The organism is Flavonifractor sp. An100 (assembly GCF_002161175.1).
GTDB lineage: Bacteria > Bacillota > Clostridia > Oscillospirales > Oscillospiraceae > Lawsonibacter.
Map to the genome: position 1 here is coordinate 70,557 of NZ_NFMA01000010.1, position 22,978 is coordinate 93,534.

Annotated in this window: 18 protein-coding genes and 1 pseudogene; 11 read left to right on the forward strand and 8 right to left on the reverse strand. The window is 64.6% G+C overall.

The window, feature by feature from the left end; genetic code table 11:
* Positions 1-81 precede the first annotated feature (81 nt).
* From argB to B5E43_RS07640, 4 genes are all read right to left on the reverse strand, one after another.
* Positions 82-2,454: an acetylglutamate kinase gene (gene argB / locus B5E43_RS07625; protein ID WP_087395305.1), complete on the reverse strand. Its 2,373-nt coding sequence runs from the start codon at positions 2,452-2,454 to the stop codon at positions 82-84.
* 35 nt (positions 2,455-2,489) lie between these two features.
* Positions 2,490-3,209: an amino acid racemase gene (locus B5E43_RS07630; RefSeq protein WP_087395308.1), complete on the reverse strand. Its 720-nt coding sequence runs from the start codon at positions 3,207-3,209 to the stop codon at positions 2,490-2,492.
* 245 nt (positions 3,210-3,454) lie between these two features.
* Complete coding sequence (locus B5E43_RS07635) at positions 3,455-4,672, reverse strand: ATP-grasp domain-containing protein (protein ID WP_087395311.1); 1,218 nt, start codon at positions 4,670-4,672, stop codon at positions 3,455-3,457.
* A gap of 21 nt (positions 4,673-4,693) precedes the next feature.
* Positions 4,694-5,761 carry an alanine racemase gene (locus tag B5E43_RS07640; RefSeq protein WP_087395314.1) on the reverse strand — a complete coding sequence of 356 codons (1,068 nt, stop codon included), beginning with the start codon at positions 5,759-5,761 and terminating at the stop codon, positions 4,694-4,696.
* Positions 5,762-5,993: 232 nt separating this feature from the next.
* Here B5E43_RS07640 and miaB point away from each other — a divergent pair, with 232 nt between their 5' ends.
* The 11 genes from miaB (at position 5,994) to B5E43_RS07695 (ending at position 20,744) form a co-directional block, all read left to right on the forward strand.
* On the forward strand, positions 5,994-7,412 hold the full coding sequence (miaB, locus tag B5E43_RS07645) for a tRNA (N6-isopentenyl adenosine(37)-C2)-methylthiotransferase MiaB (protein WP_087395317.1): 1,419 nt from the start codon (positions 5,994-5,996) through the stop codon (positions 7,410-7,412).
* A gap of 55 nt (positions 7,413-7,467) precedes the next feature.
* Positions 7,468-10,071 carry a DNA mismatch repair protein MutS gene (gene mutS / locus B5E43_RS07650; RefSeq protein ID WP_087395319.1) on the forward strand — a complete coding sequence of 868 codons (2,604 nt, stop codon included), beginning with the start codon at positions 7,468-7,470 and terminating at the stop codon, positions 10,069-10,071.
* 76 nt (positions 10,072-10,147) lie between these two features.
* Positions 10,148-12,304: a DNA mismatch repair endonuclease MutL gene (mutL, locus tag B5E43_RS07655; protein WP_087395322.1), complete on the forward strand. Its 2,157-nt coding sequence runs from the start codon at positions 10,148-10,150 to the stop codon at positions 12,302-12,304.
* Positions 12,305-12,640: 336 nt separating this feature from the next.
* Positions 12,641-13,585, forward strand: a complete 945-nt coding sequence (miaA, locus tag B5E43_RS07660; RefSeq protein WP_087395325.1) for a tRNA (adenosine(37)-N6)-dimethylallyltransferase MiaA — start codon at positions 12,641-12,643, stop codon at positions 13,583-13,585.
* Positions 13,586-13,633: 48 nt separating this feature from the next.
* Positions 13,634-13,870: an RNA chaperone Hfq gene (hfq, locus tag B5E43_RS07665; protein WP_087395328.1), complete on the forward strand. Its 237-nt coding sequence runs from the start codon at positions 13,634-13,636 to the stop codon at positions 13,868-13,870.
* A gap of 71 nt (positions 13,871-13,941) precedes the next feature.
* Positions 13,942-15,204, forward strand: a complete 1,263-nt coding sequence (locus B5E43_RS07670; RefSeq protein WP_087395331.1) for an HlyD family efflux transporter periplasmic adaptor subunit — start codon at positions 13,942-13,944, stop codon at positions 15,202-15,204.
* A gap of 30 nt (positions 15,205-15,234) precedes the next feature.
* Positions 15,235-15,945, forward strand: a complete 711-nt coding sequence (locus B5E43_RS07675; protein ID WP_087395334.1) for a YggS family pyridoxal phosphate-dependent enzyme — start codon at positions 15,235-15,237, stop codon at positions 15,943-15,945.
* Between the two features lie 65 nt (positions 15,946-16,010).
* Complete coding sequence (locus tag B5E43_RS07680; protein WP_087395337.1) at positions 16,011-16,490, forward strand: cell division protein SepF; 480 nt, start codon at positions 16,011-16,013, stop codon at positions 16,488-16,490.
* Positions 16,491-16,554: 64 nt separating this feature from the next.
* The gene (locus B5E43_RS07685; RefSeq protein ID WP_087395339.1) at positions 16,555-17,310 is read left to right on the forward strand and encodes a DivIVA domain-containing protein; all 756 of its coding nucleotides are present in this window, start codon (positions 16,555-16,557) and stop codon (positions 17,308-17,310) included.
* Between the two features lie 173 nt (positions 17,311-17,483).
* Positions 17,484-18,932: a nicotinate phosphoribosyltransferase gene (locus B5E43_RS07690; protein WP_087395343.1), complete on the forward strand. Its 1,449-nt coding sequence runs from the start codon at positions 17,484-17,486 to the stop codon at positions 18,930-18,932.
* A gap of 60 nt (positions 18,933-18,992) precedes the next feature.
* The gene (locus B5E43_RS07695) at positions 18,993-20,744 is read left to right on the forward strand and encodes an S-layer homology domain-containing protein (RefSeq protein ID WP_087395346.1); all 1,752 of its coding nucleotides are present in this window, start codon (positions 18,993-18,995) and stop codon (positions 20,742-20,744) included.
* Positions 20,745-20,873: 129 nt separating this feature from the next.
* On the opposite strand, the gene secG is transcribed toward B5E43_RS07695, so the two are convergent.
* From secG to B5E43_RS07715, 4 genes and pseudogenes are all read right to left on the reverse strand, one after another.
* Positions 20,874-21,122, reverse strand: a complete 249-nt coding sequence (gene secG, locus B5E43_RS07700) for a preprotein translocase subunit SecG (protein WP_242964759.1) — start codon at positions 21,120-21,122, stop codon at positions 20,874-20,876.
* Positions 21,123-21,303: 181 nt separating this feature from the next.
* Positions 21,304-21,681 carry a RidA family protein gene (locus B5E43_RS07705; RefSeq protein ID WP_087395354.1) on the reverse strand — a complete coding sequence of 126 codons (378 nt, stop codon included), beginning with the start codon at positions 21,679-21,681 and terminating at the stop codon, positions 21,304-21,306.
* A gap of 82 nt (positions 21,682-21,763) precedes the next feature.
* Positions 21,764-22,660 (reverse strand): MBL fold metallo-hydrolase, encoded by an 897-nt coding sequence (locus B5E43_RS07710; protein ID WP_087395357.1) that lies wholly within the window; start codon positions 22,658-22,660, stop codon positions 21,764-21,766.
* Positions 22,657-22,978, reverse strand: a pseudogene (locus B5E43_RS07715) (tRNA uridine-5-carboxymethylaminomethyl(34) synthesis enzyme MnmG); the annotation flags it as partial. The pseudogene B5E43_RS07715 and the gene B5E43_RS07710, both read right to left, overlap by 4 nt.

Genomic DNA, 22,978 nt, shown 5'->3' on the forward strand with positions numbered 1-22,978 from the left:
CCATCCTTTTTTCTAACGTTCTTTTGATTCTTTTCTTTCAAGAAAAGAATCCACAACCAAAACACATCCCAACGGGACCCTTCACCCAGTGATGGTGGTGCCCTGGAACCGCTGGCCCAGCATCTCCAGAAGGAGGGCATGCTCCACCCGGCCGTCCAGGATGGACACCGAGCCCACTCCGGCCCGGATGGCGTGGACGCAGCCCCGGACCTTGGGGACCATGCCTCCGGCGATGAGACCGGTGTCCATGAGCTCCTCCGCCCGTTTCACGTCCATGTGGGAGATGGCGGTCTTGGTGTTGTGGCTGTCGATGAGCACCCCCGGAATATCGGTGAGGAAGATGAGCTTATCCGCCCCCATGGCCTCGGCCACCGCCTGGGCGGCGTCGTCGGCATTGCAGTTGAGGGTGCCGCCGTCCTCCCCCAGGGCCACCGGGGAGATGACGGGTAAAAATCCGGCGTCCAGAAGGGTGTTGACCACCTTGGGGTCCACCCGGCGGATCTCCCCCACCCGGCCCAGGTTGGGGTCCTTGATGCCGGCGGTGATAAGGCCGCCGTCCTTGCCCGAGATGCCCACGGCGGACACCTCCAGCTTGGCCAGCTCCTGGACAATGCCCTTGTTTACCTGGGCGGACAGGGCCAGCTCGGCGCACTCCAGGGCGGCGTCGTCGGTGTAGCGGTAGCCGCCCACAAAGCGGGTCTCCACCTGCTGCTTCTTGAGCATGGCGGTGATGTGCTTGCCGCCCCCGTGGACCAGCACCACCCGGACCCCCACCATCCGCAGGGCGGCCACGTCCTGAAGGGCGGTGTCGGCCTCGGCCTGGGCCCCGATGGCGGAGCCGCCGTACTTCACCACCACCGTCTGGCCCTCCGCCCGGTTGAGCACGGGCAGCAGGGAGAGCAGGGAGCGCACTTTCTCCAGGCCGTCCAGGCCGTGTTTGACGTCGTACTCCTGGAGGAAGGTGTGGACATAGTCTACATCGGAAGGGGTGTCGATATACTGAGTGCCCCGCTTCTGGCGGGTCTCCGCACCCTTGCCGGTGATAAGGAGGACGGATGGCTCCGAACAGCCCAGAATGGCCTGGCGGATGGCCTCGCCCCGGTTGGGCTCGATGGAGTATTCACAGCCCGCCGCCGCCACGTACTGGGCGATCTCCTGGCAGATGGACCGGGTGTCCTCCTCCCCCGAGTCCTCCTCGGTGAGGACAACCAGGTCGGAGTACTTCCCCGACACCTCCCCCAGATCCTGCCGCCGGTCCAGGGCCTTCAGGCCGGGACAGCCGAAGACGGTGACGATGCGCCGACCGGGGTACTCGGCCTGGACGGAGCGGAAGAGGGTTTCAAAGGACATGCGGTTGTGGGCATAGTCCACAATGGCGGTGACGGTGTTGTCGGCGTTGGAGTAGACCTCCATCCGGCCGGGCACCCGGGCCTTCATCAGGCCCACATAGACGCAGCTTTCGGGGATGGACAGCCCCTCGCACACGGCGATGGCGGCCAGGGCATTTTCCACATTGAACAGCCCCGGCATGGTCAGCCGGAACTGGCGGAGGAAGCGGCGGGTGCGCACCCGGAAGAGGATGTCGTCCCCCCGCTTGTGGACCTGGGAGGCGTAGACGTCGGCGCTCTCATCTTTTTGGGAAAAGGTGATCACCGGCTTGCCCGTGTCCCGGGCGGCCTGGAGGATGCGCTGGGCGTGGTCGCAGTCCAGATTGACGCAGCACACCTTCCCCTGGGCGAAGATCTTCAGCTTGGAGGAGAAGTAGTCCTCAAAGTCGGGGTGCTCGATGGGCGAGATGTGGTCCAGGCCGATGTTCAAAAAGCAGGCGGCGGCAAAGTCGGTGCACAGGGTGCGGTGGTACTTCAGAGCCTGGCTGGACACCTCCATGGTCAGGTACTCCAGTCCCGCCTCCCGGGCGTTGGCGAAGTGGCGTTGCAGCTCCAGGGGCTCGGGGGTGGTGAGGTGGGACTCGAAGCGGTCCACTCCGTCGTAGGTGTCGATGGAGGAGATGATTCCCGTCTCCCCCTTCCCCTGCCCGGCGCGGTACTCGTCCAGAATATACTTCAAATAGTAGGCGGTGGAGGACTTGCCCTTGGTGCCTGTGATACCGATGACCTTCACGTCCCCGGAGGGGTGGTTGTAGTAGAGGTCGGCCAGGGGGGCGATGGTGCGGCGCATGTCGGAGACCAGGATGCAGGGCAGGTCCACCTGGGGATAGGCCTGCTCACTGACGTAGGCGGCGGCCCCCAGGGTCTGGGCCTGAGTGAGAAACTCCGGGCGGAAGTGGGCCCCCTTGCAGAGAAACAGGGTGCCGGGGACCACCAGCCGAGAGTCGTAGGACACCAGAGGGACCAAAGCGGACAGGTCCAGGGCGTCGGGGACGGGGGCGGCCAGCAGGCCGTCCTTCTCCAGCAGACGGAGATAGTCCCCCAGGGTGTGAAGGGTCAGGTCCATGGGAAGTCACCTCGTTATTGTAAATATAAAATGGTTTATTTCATGAAGATGGTGCGCAGGGGCTTGCCGCAGGCCTCTACCGCCCGCTCGGCCAGCACGGCCATGGCGTCGGTGTAGAAGGGGGGCAGGTGGTGCTTATCGGCGAAGACGGACAGCTCGGTGCAGGCCAGCACCCCGCAGTCACAGCCCTGGGCCACCAGGTCCCGGTGGACGGCGGCAAATTTCTGGGGGTCGCCGTCCCGGCCCGCCTTCACGTCGTCGTAGATGAGGGACATGACCAGTTTCTGGGCGGCGGGGGTGGGCACCACCGCCTGGATGCCCAAGGCGGCGAACTCCTTCTGGTACAGCCCCGTCTGGATGGTGCCGTCGGTGGCCAGGATGCCCGGCCGGGTGCGGCCCTGGGCGTGGAGGGCCTTGGCGGTCTCCCGGATCATGTGGAGGATGGGGATGGAGATCTCCTTTTGCACATCGTCCAGGAAGAAGTGTGAGGTGTTGCAGGGGACGGCGATGACGGTGCAGCCCGCCCCCTCCAGCAGCCGGGCGTCGGCCAAAAGACGCTGAAAGACCGCCCGGCGCGCCTCCTGGGTGCCCAGAATGGCTCCGGTGCGGTCGGGCATGCCGCTGTCGGAGAGGATCAGGGCGTTGACATGCTCCTGGTCGGTGGCGGCGTCGGTGCGGTCGATGACAAATTGATAGAAGGTGTTGGTGGCCTGGGGGCCCATGCCGCCCAGGACACCGAGACGGTAATCAGGCATAGATACGCTCCTGTCGTAGGTGGGGCCCCATCGCAGATGGGGCGGCGCCTTTGCGCCGTAAATTCGGAGCCGCCCAGGGGCGGCGGAGAATTGCGCAGGCGGAATTTACTTCCGCCGAGCATTTAAGAGAAAAGGGGTCCCCGCCCGGCCTGCCGGGTGGGGAGGGCCTGGGGGCCCATGCCGCCCAGGACACCGAGACGGTAATCAGGCATAGATGTTCTCCTATAATGTGTGGGAGGAAAGGGTCAGTCCTGGGGGACCTTGTTGTACTGGTCGAAGCGCTTGATGTTGCCCAGGTGATTTTTCCACACCCGCAGGCGGCGCTTCAGGGAGTTATCCCCGGAATAGACCAGGGAGTGGGTGTCCGCCCCGGCCCGGATGAGGGCGCGCATCTCCTGGTGGTACTTCTTGGGGGTGAACTTGAAGGCCACCTTCTTGGGCACCATCCGCCACAGGGAGCGGTTTTCCGTCATGAGGAAGGGCAAGTCCTTCCCCTCCACCCAGTCGGCCACCACCAGCTTGGCGATGTTGTGGCCGGCGCCGGTGACGTAGTAGTTGCTCCGGCCCTGGCGGCAGTTGATCTCAAAGGCCTTGTACTTCCCATCCCGGCTGTCGTACTTGATGTCGAAGTTGGAGAAGCCGGTGAAGTGGAGGGCCTCCAGCAGACCCTTGATCTTCTCCTCCAGCTCCCGGTCGCACTCGGTGAGGATGACGGCGTGGTTGCCGATGCCGTGGGGGGAGTGCTCCTCCAGCAGCACGTGGCCCAGACACATGAGCTTGACCTGGCCGCTGCGGTCGGAGTAGTTGGTCAAAACCCGCATGTAGCTGTCGTCCCCGGGGATGAACTCCTGGAGCACCATGTGGTCCTGGTAGCCGGCGGCGTAGACGTGGTCCAGGCTTTGGAGCAGCTCCTCCCAGCTCTGGCAGATGTACACCTTGGAAAAGGAGTGGTCCCCGCAGCCCCAGTAGGCCACGCTGTCGGCGGGCTTGGCGATGTAGGGAGGGCCCCAGGGGAGGGTGAAGTCGTGGCCCATGGACTTGTCGTAGATGAAGGTGGCCGGGTGGTCGATGCCGTACCGGTCGCACAGCTGGTAGAATTTCTCCTTGTTGATGAGGGTGTCCAGCAGCTCCCCGTCAATGTAGGGGGCGATGACGTTGTCGGGCAGCTCGTCCTTGCAGTGGGCGGCCAGCTGGACATAGCTGTCCCCGCAGCCCAGGAGGATGACCTTCTTGTCCGAAAATTCCTGGGCCACCGCCCGGGCGTTGCGGAGGAAGGCCTCCCGGCTCTCGTTGTCCGGGCACACCCGGTAGTCGATGATGGCGCTGCCGTGGCAGGGGAAGGAAGGATACTTGCCGAAGGCCACGCTCTTGACCCCGTAGGCCTCGTGGAAGGCCCGGGCCACACTGTATACGTTGATGTCGCCGCCGAAGAGCAGCGGCTGGAAGGGCAGGGATGTATTCATAACAGAACCTTCTTTTTTGTGTTATCGAAATTCCGGAGTAAACCCTTTGGCGAAGAGGGGGTCCATCTCAAAGGTGGCCAGATCCCCGGCGGAGCAGCGCAGGTTGGTCACGTCCAGGATGGTCTGGGTGGCCCCGATGGCCCCCAGCACCCGGGCACGCTGCTCCCCAATGCGCACGGTGCGCCGCCTCTGGCGGCGCCAGCGGCGCACAGCGGCCCAAAAGCCCGTCTCCCGGGGCCGGGTCACCCCGAAGCCGTTCTGGTAGCCCACGGGGAGGACGGCCACCCGGGTGGGCTTTTTCAGCACCAGGGGCTTGTCTGTACCCAGGGTGTGGCCCTTGGGCAGCCAGCGAACCTCGCTTAAGGAAGCCTGGCCGTAGCCCACGGTTTTCAGGTTGTCGTCCTTGGTGCGGCGGCACCGGCCCAGAATGGCCGAGCCCACCCGCACCCCGTCCAGGCGGGGCAGATCGCTGTGGAGAAGGGCGAAGGAGCCGGCGGCGTGGACCATGCCCGTCTCAAACCCGGCGGCATGGATGTTGGCCAGCACCTGCTGGAACTGCTTGAGCTGCTCCCTGGCCTCCGGGTCGTTGGGTCGCCCGGCGTGGAGCTGGGTGTAGATGCCTGACAGGGCCACGTTGGGCAGGGAGCGGTAGGCCAGCAGGATCTTCTCCGGCTCCCCCACCAGAAAGCCCCCGAAGCCCATCCCCGTGTCCACCTGGATGTGGGCCTCCACCACGGTGGAGCGGTTCTCCGCCAGGGCGTTGAGGGCCATGCCCGTGTCCACGGAGGAGATGGTGCACACCACGTTCAGGTCCACCAGCCGCTGCAGCTCCTCGTGGTCGGTGGTGGAGCGGAGCATGAGGATCTCCTCGTCCACAAACCCCGCCTTGCGTAGAGCCTCTGCCTCACTCACCTCGCTGACGGCGAACCGGCCGATGCCCTCCGCCCGGAGCAGCCGGGCCAGAGGCACCACGCCGCAGCCCCCTCCGTCTCCCGTGAGGACCCCGTAGATGGCGCCCCCGGCGGCCTTCGTCTTGAGGACGGACAGGTTGTGTTTGACAGCGGAGGTTTCAATGACCAGCTTGCGCATAGGGGGTGCTCCCTTCTCTTTCTCTCAAAAACTGGGATGGACCATGTGGGTATTGTAACCAGGTAACATCTTATTTTATCACCTCCCTGTCCAAAAGGCAACGGAAAGGTGGCGTTTAGCTGGAAAAGGAGGCGGCTCCCGCTTGAGTTTTCGGGGAAAAAATGATATGATATAAGCTCTGAACCCATGCCCCCGGCTGTGGGGCGGACTACCCCCAAAGGGAGGCTCATCTATGAATCGACAGACTACCACCATCCCCCCCGCCGACGTGGAGCGCCAGCTGGCCTGCTGCCGGGAGGTGGCCCAGCTCACCAGCCAGTGGCCCCAGCAGCCTCTGGCCTTTGTGGACACCTACGGCTGCCAGCAGAACGAGGCCGACTCCGAGCGCATCCGGGGCTACCTCCGGGAGATGGGTTTTGGCTTTACCGACGATGAGGAACAGGCCCGGATCATCGTCATCAACACCTGCGCCATCCGGGAGCACGCCGAGCAGCGGGTGCTGGGTAACGTGGGCGCTCTGGTCCACGTCAAGCGCCGCCACCCCGAGCAGCTCATCTGCCTGTGCGGCTGCATGATGCAGGAGCCCCACGTGGCCCAGAAGATCCGCCAGTCCTACCGCCATGTGGACCTGGTCTTCGGCCCCCACGCCCTGTGGAAGTTCCCCGAGATGGTCCGGGACCTGCTCCAGCAGCGAGGCCGCATCTTCTCCGTGGCCGACGAGGCCGGGTCCATCGCCGAGGGCATCCCCGTGGTGCGCCAGGACAAGGTGAAGGCCTGGGTGTCCATCATGTACGGCTGCAACAACTTCTGCTCCTACTGCATCGTCCCTTACGTCCGGGGCCGGGAGCGCTCCCGGAAGCCCGAGGACATTTTGGCCGAGGTGCGCCAGCTGGCGGAGGAGGGGTACAAGGATATCACCCTCCTGGGCCAGAACGTGAACTCCTACGGCAAGGACCTCCCCGAGCCCATGGACTTTGCCGACCTCCTCCGGGCGGTGAACGCCATCCCCGGGGACTTCCTCATCCGCTTTATGACCTCCCACCCCAAGGACGCCACCCACAAGCTCTTTGAGACCATGGCCCAGTGCGAGAAGGTGGCCCCCGTCCTCCACCTGCCCTTCCAGGCGGGCAACGACCGGATTTTGAAAGCCATGAACCGCCGCCACACCCGCCAGGAGTATTTGGCTAAGATCCGGGACCTGAAGGCCCTCATCCCTGACATCGTCCTCACCTCGGACATCATCGTGGGTTTCCCAGGGGAGACAACGGAGGAGTTTGAGGACACCCTGAAGGTGCTGGAGGAGGTACGCTTTGACGCCCTGTTCACCTTCATTTTCTCCCCCCGGGTGGGCACCCCCGCCGCCCAGATGGAGGACTCCATGCCCCGGGAGGAGAAGCTGAAGAACTTCAACCGCCTGGTGGAGCTCCAGGACTCCATCTCCGAGGAGAAGCACGCCGCCTATGTGGGCAAGACGGTGCGCTGCCTCATCGACGGGGTGTCCGACGACGCCCGCTACGACCTCACCGCCCGCACCCCCGGCAACCGGCTGGTCCGGGTGGTGGGCCCCAGCCAGGCGGTGGGCCAATTCCGGCTGGTGAAGATCACCGACTCCAACAAGTGGTCCCTCTACGGGGAGCTGGCGGAGGACTGACCCCCTCCCCTAAACAATTCTCCAGTGAGTTTTGAGAAAGAAAGACGGTGAACCCATGGCAGAGATGACCCCCATGATGCAGCAGTACCTGGCTATGAAGGAGCAGAACCCCGACTCCATCCTCTTTTTCCGGCTGGGGGATTTTTATGAGATGTTTATGGAGGACGCCAAGCTGGTGTCCAAGGAGCTGGACCTGACCCTCACCACCCGGGACCGGAACAAGCCCCCGGAGGAGCGAGTGCCCATGTGTGGGGTGCCCTACCACTCCTGCGACAGCTACATCGCCCGGCTCATCGCCAAGGGGTACAAGGTGGCCATCTGCGAGCAGACCGAGGACCCCGCCCTGGCCAAGGGACTGGTGGACCGGGACATTATTCGGGTCATCACCCCGGGCACCGTCATCGCCTCCTCCATGCTGGAGGAGGGGAAAAATAACTACATCTGCGCCATCTTAGCCGACGAGGAGCAGTTCGGCCTGTGCCTGTGCGACATCTCCACCGGGGAGATGCACGCCACCTCCTTCCCCGCCGGGGAGGAGGCTCTGGAGCACCTGGAAAACGAGCTGGGCCGGTTCCACCCGGCGGAGGCGGTGCTCTCCGACGGGGCCTGGAAGACCCCCGGCCTGGTGGAATTTTTGAAGGAGCGGCTGGAGTGCCCCTGTGAGAACGCCGGGGAGGCCCGCTTCCGACTGGACGCCGCCCAGCCCCTGGTAAAGAAGCAGTTCAAGACGGGTCTGGACACCCTGCCCCCCGGAGATGAGGGGGCAGTGCGGGCGGCAGGCGGCCTGCTGTCCTACCTCTACGAGACCCAGAAGACGGACTTGGGCCACATCGCCGCCTTCTCCTACTACACCTCGGGGCAGTACATGGAGCTGGACCTCACCGCCCGGCAGACCCTGGAGCTCACCGCCACCCTCCGCTCCAAGGACAAGCGGGGGAGCCTTCTCTGGGTGCTGGACAAGACCAAGACCGCCATGGGCGGGCGGCTCATCCGGGGCTGGATGGAGCGGCCCCTCCTCTCCCCTGTCCAGATCGCCCGGCGGCAGCAGGCGGTGGGAGACCTGGTGGAGGATATCATCACCCGGGAGGAGCTCTCTGCCGTGCTGCGGGAGGTCACCGACCTGGAGCGGCTCATCGGCCGGGTGGTCTACGGCTCCGCTGGGGGCCGGGACCTGGTGGCTCTGGGGACGGGGCTGGGCAAGCTGCCCCAGATCCGGTCCCTGCTGGACCACTGCTCCTCCGCCCTTCTCCAGAGCCTGAAGGAGGAGCTGGACGACCTGCCCGACCTGCGGGAGGAGCTGAGCCGGGCCCTGGTGGACGAGCCCCCCTTCTCCGTGCGGGAGGGCGGCTTCATCCGGGAGGGCTACGACGCTGAAGTGGACAAGCAGCGGAACATTTTAAACCACTCCGCCGAGCTGCTGGCCGACCTGGAGGTGCGCACCAAGGAGCAGACGGGTATTAAGAACCTGAAGGTGAAGAGCAACAAGGTCTTTGGCTACTACATCGAGGTGGCCAAGTCCCAAATTGACCTGGTCCCCGCCGACTGGACCCGGAAGCAGACCACGGTGAATGCCGAGCGGTATATTTCCCAGGAATTGAAGGAGCTGGAGCATGCCATCCTCTCCGCCCAGGACCGGGTGACCGCCCGGGAGTACCAGCTGTTCTGCCAGCTGCGGGAGCAGGTGTGTGAGCGGGTGGACCAGGTCCAACACTCCGCCGCCGCCGTGGCCCAGGTGGATGTGCTCAACTCCTTTGCCACCGTGGCCGCCGCCAACGGCTACTGCATGCCCCAGGTGGACGACTCCAGCAGCCTGACCATCGTGGAGGGCCGCCACCCGGTGGTGGAGAAGGTGCTCAAGGGGGCACCCTTCGTCCCCAACGACACCCACATGGACTGCTCCGGGGACCTGTGCGCCATCATCACCGGCCCCAACATGGCGGGCAAGTCCACCTACATGCGCCAGGTGGCCCTCATCGTCCTCATGGCCCAAATGGGCTCCTTCGTCCCCGCCAAGTCCGCCCACATCGGGGTGGTGGACCGGGTGTTTACCCGCATCGGGGCCAGCGACGATTTGTCCTCCGGCCAGTCCACCTTCATGGTGGAGATGAATGAGGTGGCCGCCCTGCTGAAAAACGCCACCAAGAAGTCCCTGCTCATCCTGGACGAGATCGGCCGGGGCACCTCCACCTACGACGGCATGGCCATCGCCCGGTCGGTGCTGGAGTACTGCGCCGACCAAAAGCGGCTGGGGTGCAAGACCCTCTTTGCCACCCACTACCACGAGCTCACCGCCCTGGAGGGCCAGATCCCCGGGGTGAAAAACTACAACATCGCCGCCAAGAAGCGGGGGGGCGAGGTCATCTTTCTGCGAAAGATCGTCCGGGGCGGGGCCGACCAGAGCTACGGCATCGAGGTGGCCAAGCTGGCCGGGGTGCCCGACCGGGTCATTAAGCGGGCCCGGGAAATTTTGCAGGAGCTGGAGAGCGGCAGCGGGGTCCAGCCCGCCGCCCCGGTGCCTGCCCAGGAGCCCCAGCTCTCCCTCACCGACCTGGGGGGACAGACGGTGCTGAAGAAGCTGCGCATGACCGACGTAAACATCCTCTCCCCCATCGAGGCTTTGAACCTGCTGGCCGAGCTGAAGCAGGATTTGAACGGGTAAGGGCGGGAGAATCCATCCGTTTAAGAACCAGTCCGGGGGCGGAAGGCCCACGCAGAGAGAACATCGGGAGGTAGCTATGCCCAACATACAAGTGTTAGATCCCCATGTGGCCGACCTGATTGCCGCCGGCGAGGTGGTGGAGCGGCCGGCCAGCGTGGCCAAGGAGCTGATGGAGAACGCGGTGGACGCCGGGGCCTCCAAGGTGACGGTGGAGATCAGCCACGGGGGCATGGCCTTCCTCCGGGTCACCGACGACGGCAAGGGCATCCCCGCCGGGGAGCTGAAGACCGCCTTCCTCCGCCACGCCACCAGCAAGCTCCACACCGAGTACGACCTGGAGGCCATCGGCACCCTGGGCTTCCGGGGAGAGGCCCTGGCGGCCATCTCGGCGGTGTCCCGGGTGGAGGTGATGACCCGCACCCCCGATGCCCCCCTGGGGTCCGCCCTCACCCTGGAGGGGGGCGTGCCCGGTGAGGTGGAGGAGGCGGGCTGTCCCCTGGGTACCACCATGGTGGTGCGGGACCTCTTTTATAACACCCCCGCCCGGCTGAAATTTATGAAGAAGGACTCCGCCGAGGGGGCGGCGGTCTTTTCCGCCGTCCAGCGCCTGGCCCTGTCCCACCCCGAGGTGAGCGTGAAGTTCATCCGGGAGGGCAAGCAGGAGCTGCTCACCCCCGGGGACGGCAAGCTGAAAAGCGCCGTCTACGCCGTTTTGGGCCGGGAGCTGGCCCTGGGATTGCGGGAGGTGAAGGGCAGCGGAGAGGACATGACCGTCACCGGCTTTGTCTCCCTCCCCGCCTGCTGCCGCAACAGCCGGGGGAACCAGTACTTCTTCGTCAACGGCCGCCAGGTGAAAAGTCCCCTCATGATGGCCGCCCTGGAGGAGGCCTACCGCAACCAGCGCATGGTGGGCAAGTACCCCGCCTGCGTCCTCCACCTGACCACCAAGTTAAACGCCGTGGATGTGAACGTCCACCCGGCCAAGACGGAGGTAAAGTTCGGCCAGGAGCGGCAGGTGTTCTCCGCCGTCTACCACGCCGTCCTCTCTGCCCTGGAGGGGGACCGCAGCCACCCCGCCCTCACCCTGGAGGGGAGCGGGAAGGGCCGGGAGACCACCCTCCCCGGCTGGAAGAGCACGGATACCGTCACCCCCAACCAGACCACCATCACCGTTCAGCCCGGGAAGGCCCCTTCCCAGATGGAGGAGAGGGCCTCGGCTCGCCCTGCGGCGGCGCCCTCCGCACCCCCTGCGGTGCCCACTGCAGCCGCACGGCCCGGTGTTGGGCTGGAAGCGGGTGGAGCGGTCCAGGTTTCCACCCCTGCCGTCGCTCCCTCCGCCCCCGTCCGGAGCCAGCCGGGCAAGGGGGCCTCTCCCCTGTTTGGAAAGTCCCGCCCCCGCAGCCGGGGGGTGGATGTGTTCTGGGACGAGCCTGAGGAGCCCGTTGCCCCCAAGGAGCCGGTGCGGGTGATTTCCCAGATGTCCCCCGCCGCCCCGGTGGCTCCCATCCCGGAGGAGAAGGAGCCGGAGAAGGCCGCTCCTCAGGAGAAAGTGGTCCCCTCCCCCGCCCCGGCCCAGCCTTCGGTGATAAAGGAGGCGGTTGTTGCCCCGGCCCCGGCCTCTCCCATTGGGGAGGAGCCCTCCAAGGAGGAGGAACCCCTGCGGGAGGAAGAGCGCCCCTGGCGCATGGCCGGGGAGGTGCTGAACACCTACATCATCGTGGAGCAGGGGGACCAGGTGTTCTTCATCGACAAGCACGCCGCCCACGAGCGGATGAATTTTGACCGGATGAAGGCCCAGGGCTACGACCCCATGGCCCAGTCCCTTCTGGCCCCGGTGGTTTTTCGACTGGAGCCGGAGGAGCAGCAGGCTCTTCTGGAGCGGCGGGAGCTGCTGGAGGAGTTCGGCTTTGAGGTGGACGAGCTGGGGGACAGTCTGGCGGTCCGTCAGGCCCCCTTCGACGTGGCGGTGGAGGACATTCCCTCCACCCTGGCGGAGCTGGCCCACAAGCTGCTCACCACCGGCACCGCCGACCCCGCCGCCGCCCGGGACGAGCTGCTCCACACCATGGCCTGCAAGGCGGCCATCAAGGGGGGCTGGAAGACCAGTCCCCAGGAGCTGGAGCGGGTGGCCCGGGCCGTGATGGACGGCGCGGTAAAATATTGTCCCCATGGCCGTCCGGTGGCCATTGAGCTGACCAAGAAGGAACTGGAGAAGCAGTTTAAGAGAGCTTAAGGGGGACAATATTTTACAAGGCGCAGCCGCCGCAGGGGGGAATTTACTTCCCCCCGAGGACAAAAGAACAGGGGCCCCCGGTAGGCGCGGAGCGCCTGTTGGGGAAAAATATTGCCCCCACGGCCGTCCGGTGGCCATTCAGCTCACCAAGAAAGAATTGGAAAAGCAGTTCAAGAGAGCGTAACCCCGCTTTCTTGAAAGAAAGCTTGGCAAAGAACTTTGTGGGAAGCTCCGCTTCCCTTCGGCCCCGTAGGGCAAAGGAGCTGGGGAGGCAAGAGCGGCCCCTCGCCCGGACGGGGAAAGTAATATAGAGGAAAACGAGAAGGAGGTGGCACCATGCCCCCCAAAATTTTAGTCATTGACGGCCCCACGGCCTCGGGCAAGACCGCCCTGGCGGTGGAGCTGGCCCTGCGCCACAACGGGGAGGTGGTGTCCGCCGACTCCATGCAGATCTACCGCACCATGGACATCGGCACCGCCAAGCCCACTCCGGAGGAGATGCGGGGGGTGCCCCATCACATGCTGGACGTGGCCGACCCCTGGGAGGACTATTCCGTAGCCCGGTATGTGGACCAGGCGGCCGCCTGTGTGGAAAACATTTTGGCCCGGGGCAAGCTGCCCATTGTGGCGGGCGGGACGGGGCTGTACATCGACTCGCTGCTCTCCGGCCGCACCTTTGCCGCTTTCTCCCCGGACAGCTCCCTGCGGGGGGAGCTGGAGGAGCGCTACCGCAGGGAGGGCGGGGAAACCCTGCTGGCGGAGCTGGGGTCGGTGGACCCGGAGAGCGCCGGGCGGCTCCACCCCAACGACGGCAAGCGCATCATCCGGGCCCTGGAGGTCTACCGCACCACCGGCAAGACTATCTCCTGGCACAACGCCCAGACCAAGGCCATCCCGCCCCGGTACGACGCCCTCACCCTCACCCTGGCCTTCACCCGCCGGGAGGACATGTGGCAGAGGATTGACCGGCGGGTGGATGAGATGATGGCCCAGGGCCTGGTGGCGGAGGTGGAGAGGCTTTTGGCATCCGGTGTGCCCAAGGGCTGCACCGCCATGCAGGCCATCGGCTACAAGGAGATGGTGTCCGCCCTGGAGGGGGACGGAGACACCACCACCGCCGCGGAGGAAATTAAACTCCGCTCCCGGCAGTACGCCAAGCGTCAGATCACCTGGTTCCGGCGCAAGGAGGGGGCCAAATGGCTGTTCTGGGAGGAGCGGCCCGATTTTGAAAAAGCCTGCCGGGTTTCGACGGAATATATGGAAGAATTTGGTATAGTATAAAGGCACTCAGGCCCCGTCCGGGGGTTACAGAAAAAAGGAGTGCTACATATGCAGAAAACCAACAATCTTCAGGAAATCTTTCTCACCCAGCTGCGGCGGGAGCGCCGGGCCGTCACCGTATTTTTGATGAACGGCTTTCAAATGCGGGGCTATGTCACCGGCTTTGACGCCTTTTCCGTGGTGCTCACCAGTGACGGCAAGCAGATGTTCGTCTACAAGCACGCCATTTCCACCATCACCCCCGAGCGGCCGGTGCCCTTGACGCAGCCGGGGGGCGAGGACTAAAATAAGACAAACCTCCACAGCCCCGGTGGTCTCCGCCGGGGCTTGACGCAAAAACAGAAAGAGAGAGCTCCATGAAGCAAGGAACACCAGTGATTACCGTTGTCATGGTCGCCATTGCGGCGGCTATGGTGGTATATTTCGGCTATTACGTCTTTGACACCTTCAACGACCCCTTCACCACCACCCTGGCCTACTCCTACACCGTGTCCAACAGCGTGGAGGCCGACGGCATGCTGGTCCGGGACGAGGTGGTCCTCCCCGCCCAGAGCGGCATTGTGGACGTGACCCGGGGCGAGGGAGAAAAGGTGGCCGCGGGCAAGCAGGTGGCCCTGGTCTACCGGGACACCCAGGCCCAGGCCGACCAGGCCCAGCTGGACCAGCTGGCCCTGGAGATCCAGCTGCTGGAACAGGCGGCCGTGGGCTCGGGCAGCGTGGAGTCGGCGGCCAAGCTGGACGAGGAGATCCTCCAGTCGGTGGTGGAGCTGCGCTCCTCCGTGGCCCTGGGGGATTTTAACCAGCTGGAGGACCAGGTGCTGGCGGTGAAGAGCGGGGTGCTCAAGCGGGGCTATACCTACGGGGACGGCCTGACGGCGGAGAGCCTCACCCAGCGGCTGAGCGAGCTGAAAAGCCAGTACAGCGCCCTGCGCACCCAGACCTCCACCGCCACCACCCGGGTGACCGCCCCCCAGGCAGGCACCTTCTCCAATCTGGTGGACGGCTACGAGGAGCTGCTCACCCCCCAGACGGTGTTTCAGCTCACCCCCTCCTCCCTGGAGGAGCTCATGGGCCGGAGCGTGTCCGGCGGGGGGCTGGGAAAGCTGATTTTGGGCTACTACTGGTACTTTGCCGCCGCCCTCCCCCAGGAGGTAGCCGACACCCTCATCGAGGGCAGCACCGTTACCATGCGCTTTACCGGCGACTTCAACCAGGATGTGGACATGCAGGTGGAGCAGGTCGGAGCGCCGGAGGAGGGCGAGTGTCTGGTGGTGTTCTCCTCCGATGAGTACCTGTCCCAGACCACCCTGCTGCGCCGGCAGACGGCGGAGCTGGTCTTTGAGAGCTGGTCGGGCCTGCGCATCCCCAAGGAGGCCCTGCGCCTGGAAAAGGTCACCTACACCGATCCCGACACCAGTCAGGAGCAGGAGAGCACCCGGCTGGGGGTCTATGTGCTGGTGGGCGGCCGGACGGAGTTTAAGGAAGTGAAGGTGGTCACCGAGGGGGCGGACTACTATGTAGTGGAGGCCGCCGATCACAGCAGCAGCGCCCTGCGCGCCGGAGACGAAGTGATCGTGGAGGGCGTGGGACTGTATGATGGGCAGCTGTTAGAGTTCTAATTGATCCCAAGAAAGAGAGAGGGTAGTACCATGGATGTATTGCAGCATGTACAGGCGGTGCGGGAAAAGATCGCCGCGGCGGCCCGGGCGGCGGGCCGGAGCAGCGAGGAGATCACCCTGTGCGCGGCCACCAAGGTCCAGACCGATGAGACCATCCGGGCGGTGATTGCCGCCGGAGTGACGGTGTGCGGAGAAAACCGGGTCCAGGAGCTCACCGCCCATCTGGAGGCCAACGCCTACCGGGGGGCCCAGGTCCACTTCATCGGTCACCTACAGACCAACAAGGTCAATAAGGTGGTGGGCAAGGTAGATCTCATCCAGTCGGTGGATTCCCAGCATCTGCTCCGGGCCATTGACCGCCAGGCCGTCAAGCTGGGGATCGTCCAGGACATTTTGCTGGAGGTAAATATTGGCCGGGAGGAGAGCAAAGGGGGCTGTCTGCCCGAGGAGGTGGAGGCCCTGGCTCGGCTGACGGGAGAGCTGGAGGGCGTGCGGCTGCGGGGTTTGATGGCCATCCCCCCCATTTCCCAGGAACCGGGGGCAAATCTTCCATATTTTTCCGCTATGCGTCAGCTTTTTGTTGACATAAGAGGGAAAATGTCGGATAATCAGAATGATATCGACTGTCTGTCTATGGGGATGAGCGGCGACTATGAGGATGCCATTGCCCAGGGCGCCACATTGGTGCGGGTAGGCACTGCCCTGTTCGGCCCCCGGCCACCCATGCATCCCTCCCTGTGAGGGAGCGGACATGGACAGGCTGACATAACAAATGAAAATACCCGGAAGGAAAAGAGGTATTTGCCATGGGAATTTTTGATGAATTTAAGCGCCTGGCCCATCCCTATGAGGATGAGGAAGAAGACGAGTTTGAGGACGAGTTTGACGCCCAGCCCCCTGCCCGTACTGAGCGCCGGGAGCGCGGCGCCCGGCCGGAGCCCATGTATGATGTTCCCCCCGCGGTCAGCGACGACCGCCGCAGCAACAAGGTGGTGAACATCCGGGCGGCCACCCAGCTACAGGTGGTGCTGGTGAAGCCGGAGAAGTTTGAGGACGCCTCCGCCATCGCCGACCATCTGCGGGAGAAGCGCACCGTGGTGCTCAACCTGGAGTCCACCAACAAGGAGATTGCCCGGCGGTTGCTGGACTTCTTGTCCGGCGTGGCCTACGCCAACGAGGGCAAAATCAAGAAGGTAGCCATCTCCACCTACATCATCACCCCCTACAATGTGGATATTTTGGGGGATCTTATCGACGAGCTGGAGAACAACGGCCTGTATTTCTAAGACAAAGAATCATACACCCTCAGCCCTCCCCCGGAGGGACTGGGGATGAATCGGGGGGAATCTTATGCTTACGCCACAGGAGGTCTCCGAGCGCGCCTTCCAGAAGGCGTCCTTCGGCGGCTATAATATGTCCCAGGTGGACGAGTTTTTGGACGTGCTCACCGGGGACTATTCCGCTTTGTACAGTGAGAACGCGGTGCTCAAGAGCAAGATGAAGGTGCTGGTGGACAAGGTGGAGGAATATCGCTCCACTGAGGAGGCCATGCGCAAGGCTCTGATGACCGCCCAGCGCATGGCGGACGACCTGGTAAAGGAGGCCGAGCGGAAGAAGGCCGAGCTGCTACAGCAGGCGGAGGGGGAGGCCCTGCGCCGGAAGAAGGAGCTGGAGCAGACCCTGGAGGCGGAGGAGTACCGCCTGGCCCAGGCCCAGAAGGCCACCGCCGCCTTTGTGGAGAAGGTGCGGGCCCTCCATGCCAGCCAGGAGGAGTATCTCTCCAAGCTGGGAGAGCTGTGTCCCCCTCAGGCCGCCGCCCAGCCCGATCCGGTGGAGGAGGCCGCCTCTGAAATTGACGACAACGTCCAGCGCCTGTTGGCCCAGGCCATGATGGACGCCACCGCGGAAAATCTGAAGGCCCGGCAGGAGGAAGAGGCCCCCGAGGACCTGGATGATACCGCGGAGTTTGACCCCGTGTCCGACCGGGAGGAGCCTGAGGTGGACGAGGAGGAGCCGGAGGAAGAGGACGAGGAGGAACCCCCTGTCCGGGGCAGCCGCATTGATTTCGGCAAACTGCAATTCGGGCGGGACTACCAGATCAAATAAGGGCCCATCGTTGACCCCTTGAAAGAGGGAGGCCGCCCGGAAGGGCGGCCTTTTCCCTATCCATGGGGATGGAAAAGGAGGCGGGGTTTTTCTTGCCTTTTTTCGGGACAGCGGGTATAATATGGACAAACCGGGGGTGTCTTGTCACCCCCTTGAAGGAGGCTTTCTCAGGGATGAAAGCGAAAACGAACCTGACCATGCTCTGCGACTACTATGAGCTGACCATGGCCAACGGCTATTTTCAGACCGGCCTGAAGGACCGGATCTGTTACTTTGACGTATTCTACCGCACGGTACCCGATAAGGGTGGCTTTTCTCTGGCCGCCGGCCTGGCCCAGGTCGTCGAGTACATCCAGGAGCTCCACTTTGACGAGGAGGATGTGGCCTACCTCCGCTCCAAGGGCTGCTTCAGCGAGGAGTTTCTGGCCTTTTTGGCTGACTTCCGGTTCACCGGAGACATCTGGGCCATGCCCGAGGGCACCCCGGTCTTCCCCGGCGAGCCCCTGCTCACCGTCCGGGCCCCGGCCATCCAGGCCCAGTTCGTGGAGACCTTTCTCCTGCTGACCCTCAACCACCAGAGCCTCATTGCCACCAAGTCCAACCGCATCGTCCGGGCCGCCGAGGGCCGCCCGGTGGCCGAGTTCGGCTCCCGCCGGGCTCAGGGCTCCGACGGCGCCCTCCTGGGCGCCCGGGCCAGCTACATCGCCGGCTGCTCCGCCACCGCCTGCACCATGGCCGATCAGCGCTACGGCTCCCCCGCCACCGGCACCATGGCCCACTCCTGGGTACAGATGTTCCCCGACGAGTACACCGCCTTTAAAACCTACTGCGAGCTCTACCCCGACAACGCCACCCTCCTGGTGGACACCTATAACGTCCTGAAGTCCGGCGTCCCCAACGCCATCCGGGCATTCCGGGAGGTCCTGCTCCCCAAGGGCATCACCAAGTGCGCCATCCGTCTGGACTCCGGCGATCTGACCTACCTGTCCCAGAAGGCCCGGCAGATGCTGGACGAGGCCGGCTTCCCCGAGTGCAAGATCGTGGCCTCCAACGCCCTGGACGAGTACATCATCCGGGACCTGGTGCGCCAGGGGGCCCGCATCGACTCCTTCGGCGTGGGCGAGCGGCTGATTACCTCCCGGTCCGAGCCGGTGTTCGGCGGGGTGTATAAGCTGGCCGCCATCGAGGACGACCAGGGCAACATCATCCCGAAAATCAAGATCAGCGAAAACGCCGCCAAGATCACCACCCCCCACTTCAAAAAGGTATACCGCATCTTCTCCAAGGACACGGGCAAGGCGGAGGCCGATCTCATCTGCCTCCATGACGAGAAGATCGACTTTACCCAGCCTCTGGAGCTCTTCGACCCCGACGCCACCTGGAAGCGGAAGGTGTTTACCGACATTGAGGCCAGGGAGCTGCTGGTGCCCATCTTCCAGGGCGGCCAACTGGTGTACCAGGTGCCCGATCTCCAGGCCAGCCGGGCCTACTGCCAGCGGCAGGTGGATGCCCTGTGGGACGAGGTGAAACGGTTTGAGAACCCCCACAACTACTATGTGGACCTGTCTCAGAAGCTGTGGAACATCAAGCGGACCCTGCTCAACAGCCATGATATGACCTGAAACCAGGCGGGGGACGGTGTGAAGCCGCCCCCCGCTTTTTGTCCAGTAAGGAGGTAGCATATGAAGCATATCCCTTGGAAGCGTTGGCCCGCCCTGGCTCTGGCCCTGTGCCTGACCCTGGGGCTGACGGTGCTGCCCTCCGCCGCCCTGGGGGACAGCGGAGCCACCGTGAGCTGGGGCTCCAACCACGGCCTGGCCCTGAAGGGGGATGGCTCTTTGTGGGCCTGGGGGAGCAACACCCAGGGTCAGCTGGGCACCGGACAGGCCGGCGGGAGCCAGTCCCGTCCGGTGAAGGTGCTGGACCAGGTGAAGTATGTCAGTGCCGGGGGGGCCTTCTCCCTGGCCCTGAAGACCGACGGCACCCTGTGGGCCTGGGGGGACAACAGCTGCGGCCAGCTGGGCACCGGCGCCGCCGGCGGACAGGAAGACAGCTTTGACTCCGGCGTGGACCGCGCCAGCCCCGTGCAGGTGCTGGACCAGGTGGTGTCCATGAGCGCGGGGACCAGCCATGCCGTGGCGGTGCGCGCCGACGGCACCCTGTGGGCCTGGGGGGACAACACCTGGGGCCAGCTGGGCACCGGGAGAAGCGGCGGCGGCGCCGCCGCCCTGGATGCGGGCATTGACGAGACCCGGCCGGTGCAGGTGCTCAGCGGGGTGTCCCTGGCCTACGCGGGGGCCAACCGCACCCTGGCCATCAAGACCGACGGCACCCTGTGGGCCTGGGGAGGCGGCCTGCTGGGAGACGGCACCAGCCAGGGGCGGGTGCAGCCGGTGCAGGTGCTCAGCGAGGTGAAGATGGCCAGCCTGGGCAGCTCCCACACCCTGGTGGTGAAGACCGACGGCACCCTGTGGGGCTGGGGGAGCAATTTCCTGGGCCAGATGGGCAAGGGCTCGGCCACCGATACCCCCTACCTCTCCCCGGTGAAGATCATGGATAACGTCACCTGGGCCAGCGCCGAGGAGCGGTACAGCCTGGCGGTGAAGGCGGACGGCACCCTGTGGACCTGGGGGGACATGATGTGGGGCACTGCCCAGAGCGACAATGTGATCACCGAGAGCGACTGCATCCCCCTGAAATTGCTGGACCAGGTGGCCCTGGCCAGCGCGGGGTCCACCCGGGCGGCGGCCATCCAGACCGACGGCTCCCTGCTGACCTGGGGGGCGGGACACAGGGGAGAGCTGGGGAACGGCAGGAGCGCCCCGGCCGGCTCCACCTACTACAACATGACCCCCACCCGGATCATGACCGGGGCCTCCACTACGCCGGGCCAGGTGACCCCCTCCGACCCCAAGGACATCCCCTCCTCCTGGGCCCAGAGCCGGGTGGAGCAGGCCATCACGGCGGGCATTGTTCCCTCTGCCCTCCAGGGGGATTACGCCCGGGCCATCACCCGGGAGGAGTTCTGCGCCCTGGGGGTGGCCTTATATGAGACGGTCACCGGCGCCCCCATCGCCGGACGGCAGAGCTTCCAGGACACCCAGAACGGGAATGTGGAAAAGCTGGCCTTCCTGGGGGTGGTCAGCGGGGTGGGGGACGGAAAATTTGCCCCCCAGCAGAAGCTGAAGCGGGAACAGGCCGCGGCCATGCTCTCCAAGCTGGCCCAGGCCATGGGCAAGCCCCTGCCCGCTTACAGCTCCACCTTCGGCGACCGGTCCAGGATGTCCTCCTGGGCGGTGGCGGCGGTGGGTCAGGTCCAGGGGGCGGGCATCATGTCGGGGACGGGAGGCAACCTCTTCTCCCCCGCCGCCTCCTACACCCGGGAGCAGAGCATCGTTACCATGCAGCGCCTGCTGGAGTGGGCGCGGCAGTAAGAAAAAGAGAACCGGCGGCCCTGACCTGGGGCCGCCGGTCTGGTCTGTGGCCCGGGAAAGAACGGGCCTTTGGGGAAAGAAAAACCCGCCCGGTCCCATGGGACCGGGGCGGGTTTTGGTTTCAATCCCTTACAGTACGCACAAAGCCAGGGTCAGGACCACCCAGAGGATGGCCACCCACTTGGTCATCTTGGCCAGCTTGGCGTCCACGCTCTTGGCCTTGTTCTTGGACAGGAAGGTGTCAGCTGCGCCGGAGATGGCGCCGGACAGGCCCGCGCTCTTGCCGGACTGGAGCATCACGATGGCCACCAGGGCCAGGGAGCACAGCACCTGGAGAATGGTAACAGCCAGATTCATAACAATCATCGTTCCTTTCAAAGCCCTGTGGGCGAAAAATCAGAAATCCGCCCGGGGCGCCCGGACGCAGAGTATAGATTAGCATACTTTCCCGCCAAATGCAAGCCTTTTCCCGGTCAATTTCCCAAAAAGGAGGGATTTTTCTCCCCGATCCCGGCAAATTGTGGCCGGAACGGGAGGGAGACACAAGATAGCCGGGGGGTTACAGAGCGGCGATGGCCTCGATCTCCACCAGCACGTCCTTGGGCAGCTTGGCCACCTGGACGGCGGAGCGGGCGGGGCAGTCGGCCTGGAAGAAGGACTGGTACACCCGGTTCATCTCCACAAAGTCGTCCATGCTCTTGAGGAAAACGGTGGTCTTGACCACGTTGTCCAGGGAGGCGCCGGCGGCCTCCAGCACGGCCTTCACATTTTCCAGGGAGCGCTTGGCCTGGGCCTGGATGGTGGGCTCCACCACCTCGCCGGTGGCGGGGTCCACGGGGATCTGGCCGGAGACGAACAGCAGGTCGCCCGCCCGGATGGCCTGGGAATAGGGGCCGATGGCGGCGGGGGCGTTCTGGGTGGAAATAATCTGCTTCATAGCACAAAACTCCTTTTCAAATCAAACATGGGGTGGAATAAGCTTTAGTTTACCACAGGGGGAACCGGCGCGCAAGCCTCCCTCAGCCCTGGGCGGGGCGGTAGTAGGTGACCCCCTTCTGGCACACCAGCTCCAGCTGGCCGGAGTCCACCATGTACTCCAGAAAGAAGCGGATGTTCCGCTCAAAGCGCAGGGACCGGGGGGGCTTGCGGGTGAACAGCTCATACAGCCCGCAGATCTCCGCGGCGATCTGGCTGGCGGTCATGGGGCGGGTGATGAGCTCCAGGATCTCCCGGCAGCGGCGGTTTACCAGGGCGTGGTTTTCGTCTATGAGACCGTCGATCTCCTCGGACGTACACATCCCCCGGTGGGCCATGAGGTAGAGGTCGCAGCCCAGGCCCCGCAGCTTGTCCCGGCTGGCCTGGGCCATGGTGTGGCACAGGTTGTAGGGCAGCTTGGCGGTGAGCAGCTCGTGGCTGAGGAGGGCGTCGGCGGTGTAGCAGACGTTGTCCGGGGTGATGACGCACACATGCTGGGAGGAGTGGCCGGGGGTGTGGAGGATTTGAAACTCCGCCCCCAGGAAGGAAAAGGGGCCGTCCTGGGCGGGGACGAGGACGTCGGGGGTGTGGATCATGTGGCTCGACTCCCGCTCCACCGTCCCCGGGGAGAGGAGGAGAAAATAGCACTTGAGGTTCAGCAGGCTACAGCACATTCCCGCCTCCGCCGGGGTCATGGCCACCTGGGCGCCGTATTTCTCCTGAAAATAGCGGTTATTGCCGCAGTGGTCCACGTGGGCGTGGGAGTTGAGGATGCCCGCCGGGGTCAGACCTGCCGACAACAGAGCCTCCTCCAGCTCCTCCTGCTCCTGGTGCAGGCCGGTGTCCAGCAGAATGCACCGGCGGTCGTCCAGCTTATAGAAGGGGATCCACTCCATCCCCTCCGCCACCCAGGTGTTTCCTTTGATGGGTGTGAGCTTCATGTCGTCCTCCTTTGCTGTGGGGCGGGAGCTTCTCCCTCCCCCTGCTTCAAATAGACCATCAGCACCGCCACATCCGCCGGGGACACCCCCGACACCCGGCTGGCCTGGCCCAGGTTTTGGGGCCGGATCTCCTGGAGCTTCTGCCGGGCCTCCATGCGTAGGCCGTGGATGGACAAGTAATCCAGTCCGGCGGGGATGGGCCGCTCCTCCAGCCGCCGCATCTCCTCCACCTGGCGCAGCTGCCGGTCGATGTAGCCGGCGTATTTAATAGTAATCTCCGCCTCCCGGCGAATGCTGGGGGGGAGCTGGGGCCGGGTG